At 69.0% G+C, this 3,891-nt stretch carries 6 protein-coding genes; 4 read left to right on the top strand and 2 right to left on the bottom strand.

The window, feature by feature from the left end; all coding sequences use genetic code 11:
- The first annotated feature begins 174 nt into the window (after positions 1-174).
- The 4 genes from ACFVYK_RS20470 to ACFVYK_RS20455 all read left to right on the top strand — a co-directional run bounded on the left by ACFVYK_RS20470 (position 175) and on the right by ACFVYK_RS20455 (position 2,811).
- On the top strand, positions 175-483 hold the full coding sequence (locus ACFVYK_RS20470; RefSeq protein WP_389775820.1) for a DUF6300 family protein: 309 nt from the start codon (positions 175-177) through the stop codon (positions 481-483).
- A gap of 46 nt (positions 484-529) precedes the next feature.
- Entirely contained in the window at positions 530-886 is a 357-nt protein-coding gene (locus ACFVYK_RS20465) for a nucleic acid-binding protein (protein ID WP_389775817.1), read from the top strand.
- Positions 887-888: 2 nt separating this feature from the next.
- On the top strand, positions 889-1,419 hold the full coding sequence (locus ACFVYK_RS20460; protein ID WP_389775814.1) for a DUF6233 domain-containing protein: 531 nt from the start codon (positions 889-891) through the stop codon (positions 1,417-1,419).
- A 99-nt stretch (positions 1,420-1,518) separates the two neighbouring features.
- Positions 1,519-2,811 (top strand): endonuclease domain-containing protein, encoded by a 1,293-nt coding sequence (locus ACFVYK_RS20455; RefSeq protein ID WP_389775811.1) that lies wholly within the window; start codon positions 1,519-1,521, stop codon positions 2,809-2,811.
- A 99-nt stretch (positions 2,812-2,910) separates the two neighbouring features.
- Here ACFVYK_RS20455 and ACFVYK_RS20450 read toward each other — a convergent pair whose 3' ends face one another.
- Entirely contained in the window at positions 2,911-3,066 is a 156-nt protein-coding gene (locus ACFVYK_RS20450; RefSeq protein ID WP_389775808.1) for a hypothetical protein, read from the bottom strand.
- 593 nt (positions 3,067-3,659) lie between these two features.
- The coding region (gene tpg / locus ACFVYK_RS20445) for a telomere-protecting terminal protein Tpg (RefSeq protein WP_389775805.1) at positions 3,660-3,891 on the bottom strand (232 nt) is incomplete at its 5' end.

Raw genomic sequence — 3,891 nt, 5'->3', positions numbered from 1 at the left:
GTCGGGCGGGCGGGTGGCTGCGTGTCGTTACTGTCGATCATGCGTCCATGAGACGGCCGTTCCCCTGTGGACAGATTCCGGCGGCCCCGCGCCGGTCCACGGCTGCGGCAGGGTTGACGGCGCAGGCCAGCGGGTCTTGGGTGGAGGGCCACGTCCAGAGCAAGGGGGCTGGCCATGGAACTGCTCAGGTTCTCCGACCGACTGCCGCAGTGTTCACGCTGCCGGGGCGACCTCATCATGAGCGCTGTGGCGCCGCAGGACGACGAACACGGGCGCCCCATCCATCTGGAGCTGTGCCCGGCCTGCGACACCGGCGACGTCGACCGCCCGGCGGCCGGCCTTCTCGTCCAGTGGTTCGCGAACGACGGCGGCCACGACATGAGCCGCGTCCAGGAGGGCGCCCACCTGCTGATGGAGTGGACGAAGGAGTGCATGGCCGCCCACGGCTGGCACTGGCAGGAAACGCCGCCCGACCAGCCCTGAGCCAGCGGCGGGCGGCGCGGCCGCCGGATCGAACTACTGTTGGGCCGTGGCGTACGAATATCCCGACGATCTCCTCACCGCGCAGCAGGCCCTCAACCAGGTGCGTGCCGACCTCACCAACCTGTACGAGCGGCTGCCGTACTCGGTCGAGCCGATGGAGGCCTGGCAGCGTCCCGAGGGCTACTGGCTCGCCACCTCCCCCGCATACCCGGCCTCGCCCGGCTGGATGGAGCAGGAGCAGCTGGAGGTCGCCGCGCTGCGCGAGCGGGAGCGCGACCTCGCCGCCGTGATCCTCACGCACGCCTTCTGGAACGACGTCGACGGGCCCGCGCGTCCGGACGCGCGCAGCAAGCTCAGGCACGCCCTCGCGGCGGCCTCGGGCGGCCAGGAGCAGGAGTTGTAGCCGTGGCGGACACGCCGCCGGAGCCGCCGCCCATCGTCGTGCTTCTACCGCCGGACGGCCGCCAGGAGGTCGTAGGGCGCCTCCACGAGCGCCAGCAGACGCCCGATGGCTGGCTGTTCCACGTCTCGGTCCCGGCCTGGCAGAACACCGCTGACGGTGCCGTAGAGCCCGCCTGGTACACGGTGTGGGTGCAGGCTCCCGCCCACGTCAAGCGCGTTGAGGGGGTCTCGTACGACGACGTCCCCACGACGTACCTGAAGTCGCCGCCGTCGCGGTCAGTGCGCGAGGTCCTCGGGCCGCGCCGGCCGACGGGCTGGGTGCTGCAGAAGCTGGACGCCCCCGGGCCCGACCGCGGCATCCTGCACGCCCCGGACTGTGACGAGGCCCCGCAGGGCGCGCCGGTGCTGGAGCTGGAGCGCGCCCTGGACGCTGCCGAGAAGGCCGGCGTCCGGCTGTGCTCGCTGTGCGGCGCGGCCGCCGAACTGGACCCCGTCCTCAAAGGCTTCGGCCATGGCTTCGACACAGGCGAGTAGGCCCCGCCCCCGGGGCAACTTCGGACGGCCGTACGGGAAACCGCTCACGCGTACGGATGCGGGGAGGGCGTTGTCAGAGCCCGCTGTCACCATCCGGCCATGGCCCAGATCAGCCCCAAGCTCGCCCGCGCCTTCTTCGCGGACATCACCGCCGGCTCCCCTGTTCCGCTGGACCCGGACGACCTCCTGCACATGGTTCATGTGCGCCGTCACGGCCACGTCGTCTTCGGCGACATCGCGGTGCGCTGCTTCAAGAACAAGTCGAAGTGGACGTACGACGAACGCGAGATCCGCCGCGCGGCCCAAACGTTCGCGGACTTCCGCCTGGACGTCGACGACCTCGTGGAGGTGCCACTGCCCACCTTCTTCGACGCCGACGACGGCGACGACCAGGGCATGGGGTACCGCGGCCCGGCCTCCTGGCGGTCCCGGATCACGTCGTGGCTGTTCTGGGAGGCCCGCCGCAAGGATCAGGAGGGGCGGCCCTATGAAGAGTGGAACGACAACTGGAAGCGCCTCGGGGCCAACGGGCTGCCCGGAACGCTGACATGGGACGAGTTCGTCGCGGCGCGCAGCGGGATCCGGCTCCGGGAGAACATCGCCAACACCCGGCCCCTGGATCTGATGACCTGCACCAACGGAGCACTGTTCCTACCGAGGGCCTACTCCGAGCTCCTGGACCGCTGGGAGCAGGTGGACGAGGACCTGGTCGGCCGGGCCCGGACCTGCTCCCGCTGCAGCGAGCAGGGCCCGCGCTGGGGCGGCTGGCGCACGCAGACCCCGCTCGGCTACGTCACCCTGTGCCCGCCGTGCTCGGGTGCCACCTTCCAGCGGTACACCGGCCACCTGCGCGGCGTCATGTACGACTCGCGCCGCATGCGCAGCATCCGCGCCGACGACTACCTGTGCCGGCTGTGCGCCGAACGCCGGGCGGCCGCGTGGGATCACTGCCACGACCACGGCTATCTACGCGGGCCTTTGTGCGGCAGCTGCAACACCTTCGAGGGCAAGAGCGACCCGCGCCACTTCCTCGAGGAGAAGGAGGGGGCCGCCCTGCACCTCCTGGAGTGCCAAGGCTGCCTCGAAGGGCGGATCCTGCCAGGCCGATACCGCGTCGGCCTCGTCCAGAAGCATCTGGAGGCGACCGAGCGCCACCGCCACCGCAGCCGCCCGTGCCGACGCCGGCCGTGGGCCCGTCACGTGGAACTCGCCCACGGGGCACACCACTTCGAGCTGGAATGCTGGCAGCACAGCACGACGTGGACGAAGGACGTCACGGTGCCCGACACCCTGGCCCTCGTACGGGACTTCGTCGACCAGGCGCTCGCCGCACGGCCGGGCACCGTAACCGTGCCTGCACAAGCCGCGTTGGGCACACAGACGCGTGCATGAACATCCGACCCCCCGCGGATACGCGTGTGAGGCCCCAAACCAGCGCATCAGCGCGGTGCGGGGCCTCACGGGCATCCGGCGGTCAGGACCGCAGTGCGGTCAGTGGCGCGTCTCCCACCACAGGATCAGCAGCGTCACGGCGCCGCTGCCCAGCTTGTAGGCGACGCCCTGGAGGAAGTGGTGGTGGACACCGTGTCCACGGCTCCCACTCCATTTCCGCAGGTGAGTGCTGATGGACGAGAGCCATCTGTCCACACGGCGTGGGTGCTTCGGATCTAAATTCGCGCTAGGCTCGGGCATGCGGTTCCTTGCGTCAGCGTGCGTTTAGGGACACCGCGAGAGGAGCCCTCCCAACTCAGAGGCCTGAGAAACCCGTTGGGACGCAGGGCTCCTTTCGCGTTCTGCGGAGTCTATCGGCGAGAAGCTGATCGGTGTAGTTGCTCATGCGGGAATGCCCGCACAAGACAACACTCTGCCTACACTCTGCCTACCTTCTCGCGCACCAGCGACACATCCATACCGAAAAAACCGCAGCTCACAGGCGTTAATGTGATCCCGGTCACCATCAAGCAGTGAAGCGGTATTCGTCGGTCTCCCCTACTGCGAGAAACGCAGGAACGGTCTTCCCTCCTGCGAGAAACGCAGGCTCCAATGCGCTCCAACGTAATCCATTGCATTCCATTTCATTGCATCGCGATGGGATGTAATGAAATGGATTACAGAGGGTTACGGCAGGGCGCCGGGCTTGAGGTCGCCTCGAAGCCTCGCGGTCTGATCCTCGCAGGAATGTGAAACGCCTCGTCCCCGGCAGCTTCAATGCCGGGGACGAGGCGTTTTGGCGGGCTCAACTACAGCTCGATCTGGATGTGCTCCACGTCGGTGAACTCCACGCCCAGACCGTGGGCGCGGGTGTTGTTGTTCCGGAAGTACATCTCCGCCAGGCCCTCGGCTGCGATGCGCTGGAGCTGCTGCTCGTTGGCGCCACCGTCGCGGGCCTCGAAGAGGCGGTCAGCCCAGCGCGGCGGCAGGGCCTGGGTGATGTCGCGGATCCGGGCGTCGTCGGTCGTGCCCGGCGCGGCC

The organism is Streptomyces sp. NPDC058291, assembly GCF_042880855.1.
Lineage (GTDB): Bacteria > Actinomycetota > Actinomycetes > Streptomycetales > Streptomycetaceae > Streptomyces.
This window is presented reverse-complemented; position numbering and strand designations above follow the sequence as displayed.